General features: G+C 63.5%; 4 protein-coding genes. All 4 read right to left on the reverse strand.

Features of this window, described 5'->3' with window-relative positions:
• Nucleotides 1-699: hypothetical protein (locus tag AAFP05_RS02250; RefSeq protein WP_341728227.1), on the reverse strand; the 699-nt coding region annotated here is incomplete at its 3' end.
• Nucleotides 696-890 carry a hypothetical protein gene (locus tag AAFP05_RS02255; protein WP_341728228.1) on the reverse strand — a complete coding sequence of 65 codons (195 nt, stop codon included), beginning with the start codon at nt 888-890 and terminating at the stop codon, nt 696-698. The genes AAFP05_RS02250 and AAFP05_RS02255, both read right to left, overlap by 4 nt.
• Nucleotides 891-1,182: 292 nt before the next feature.
• The gene (locus AAFP05_RS02260; protein WP_341728229.1) at nt 1,183-1,959 is read right to left on the reverse strand and encodes a hypothetical protein; all 777 of its coding nucleotides are present in this window, start codon (nt 1,957-1,959) and stop codon (nt 1,183-1,185) included.
• A 317-nt stretch (nt 1,960-2,276) separates the two neighbouring features.
• Nucleotides 2,277-2,615: hypothetical protein (locus AAFP05_RS02265; RefSeq protein WP_341728230.1), on the reverse strand; the 339-nt coding region annotated here is incomplete at its 5' end.

Raw genomic sequence — 2,615 nt, forward strand, 5'->3', positions numbered from 1 at the left:
CGGTTCCGGGGTGAGCCCGGCCTGCCGCAGCGAGCTGACAACGGGGATACTGACCAGCCGGTCCTCGTCGATCAGTTGCCTGGTGAGGGTGCCCGCCGAGCCCATCACTTGCTTCGGCCAGCGCTTGACCGGCGGACCGACAACGGCCGCAATAGCTGTGGTGTCGGGCAGCAGGCTCAGAGTGTTCTCCAACCGCCGCAAACCCGGGACGCTCATCTCCGCCACCAGCACGGCCGGACCAGATTCGAGCAGCAGCGTCGAGAGCCAAGACCTAGTGGCGAGCACGTGGGTCGGATCCCAGCCGACATCGACCACCGTGCGGTCAACCGCCCGATCGAGGTCTGCTGGCATCGGCACTTCGTTGGCGTCCAACCGGATCTCATAACTGCGATCGATCATGACATCGCCGCGCAGACCACGCGTCCACCCCTGGCTGCAAGGGCCGAGTTCTTTCGCGGACGCAGCAGTCAGGCCGCACGTCGGCCCGGACGCGCACTCGACCAGCCGGGCAGGCGCGAGCAGAGTGGTCAGAGCCAGCGCGACCGTGGAGGCGCCGCATTGCCCGTGAACACCCGACACCGGAATCACCGGCCGATCAGGCAACCACTCAGGTGCCGGTCCGGTGGGCGGCTCGGCGAAATGGCCAGCCTGGAGAGCCTGCCAGGCCCGCTGCAACTCGGGCACGCTGACGGTAGTCATGACACCACCCGCAACACGGCGCGGCTCCTCGACTCCAACGCATGCCGCAAATCCTCGGCAGGCAACTCCCGCAGCACCGCCTGAGCGTCCTTGACCGCCCGCAAGTCTGCGACCGCAGTCTCCAAACTGCGGACGGCCTCGTCCTCGCCACCGGCCACCCGGACCAGCCGGTCAATCTCGGTCTGTTTCACTGGACCACTCCTTCCCCACCAACCCATGCCCAGCGATGGGCGGTCCTGCTCAGCCGGGCCGGGAAGAAACTCAGGCAGATCTGGCCAGCCGTGCCAAAGGCTCCCGGTAACCCACCAGACGGATGAAAGATGTGCCGACGTATCCGGCTCACCCAACAGCGGAATGACGGCTCACCCTCCGCCGGAACACCGGCTCTCAAAGGGCCCGATTTCCAGCGGAGTGAGTGATGCCGCCAGGCGGGACACTGGACCAAGCAGGAGAAGTCGTAGCTGGTCTGGACAATCATGAACATCAGGCAGCCCGAAGAGTCGCCTCACGCAACGCGTTCAGCGTTACGCCAGCCTTGGCGCGGACCGTGCTCGCGCCCATCCCCAGCTCATCACCGACCCGACGGGAGGCCTCCTGTGACAACAGCCCATGCCGGGTCGCGCGCTTCGGCACAGCGTCCTCGGCGATACGCATCAGCATGACCAGCAGTCGGGCTTGTTCCCAGGTGATCAACTCGTCGGTCAGCGATAGCTGCAGCAGATCAGCGATCTCGGGATCAGGTTCATCGCAAGCGACGGGTTCGGCCAGATAGTCGAGCTGGGTGTGATCGACCACGGTCGTGTTCGCCCATGTCTTGTCGCCGCCGCGATCCGAAACCCCCAGGTCAGCCAGCACGGCCCTGCGGACTTTCCACACGATCATCGGCGCAACCTTCGGACGCGCATCACCGGGGAAGGTGCGGCACAACATCCACAAATGCCCGGCAGCGAGCTGATCGATGGTCCGCGCAGGCGCAGGCAGCTGCAACCGGCTCAGCTTCGCGATCACCCCCGGCACCAGCAGATGGCACAACACCGCGGCGGCCCACCGATCGTCAGCGCCATCGACCGACGCGAGCCGCGCCAGCGCGAACAACACGTCATCGCGGGCCCGCGGGGAACCCGTCCGGGACGCCGCCACCACATCATCCAAAGTCCGCAGATCGCCGAGATCGGAATGGATCAATCCCCAACCAGGAATAGCGGCCTCGGCTGCCTCCAACAATTCATCCAAACCAAGCGCATCATGAAGCCTCGACACGATCGTCCCCTTCCGTGAGTTGATGTCTCACGGAGAATGATTGGAAGTTCGTGTCGTCAAATACGTTTGTCCACAGTCCCAAAACCAACTGATCTCAGGGAGAACGGAAAGGGACAACGCCTAGCCACAGCGGCGTTGCCCCGAAGGTGAAAACCGCTTGGCTCGCATGGACGTTAGAGACGAAACATCGGTCAACTGGATCGAATAGCGGCCAGGTCCCCATGAGAACTGCGCGGAGAGCACCATCGGCGAATCGTTGTCGTCCCCCAGGAGTAGGTCGTCTCAACACAGCAGGATAACGATCTGGCCCGTTGCCTTCACCATTTTGAAAGAGCCCCAGCCAGAGCTTCCGTAGTAGTCAGGACATCCCGATTCATGTCGCCCCATGTCATTCCTGGGTACACAGCCTCCACGAGGCCGAACATGGGCAGTCGCGGCTGAAGGATGAGGCTCGTGTCGTGAATGGAGTAATGGACGCACCGGTTTCGAACCTGCTTACCTTCGCGCCCGAGGATCCGTTGGGCGCCCGCATCTGTCAACACGTCCCTTATCTGTTCTGCGACCGCGCCAGCCAACCCGGGGTGGCGATCCATAATCGCGGCCACAGCCGTCAGTGAGTGGTAGATGGTCGTCATTCTTGCTCGGAAGACAACCAT

The sequence above is a fragment of the Brooklawnia sp. genome, assembly GCF_032229645.1.
Classification (GTDB): Bacteria; Actinomycetota; Actinomycetes; order Propionibacteriales; family Propionibacteriaceae; genus Brooklawnia.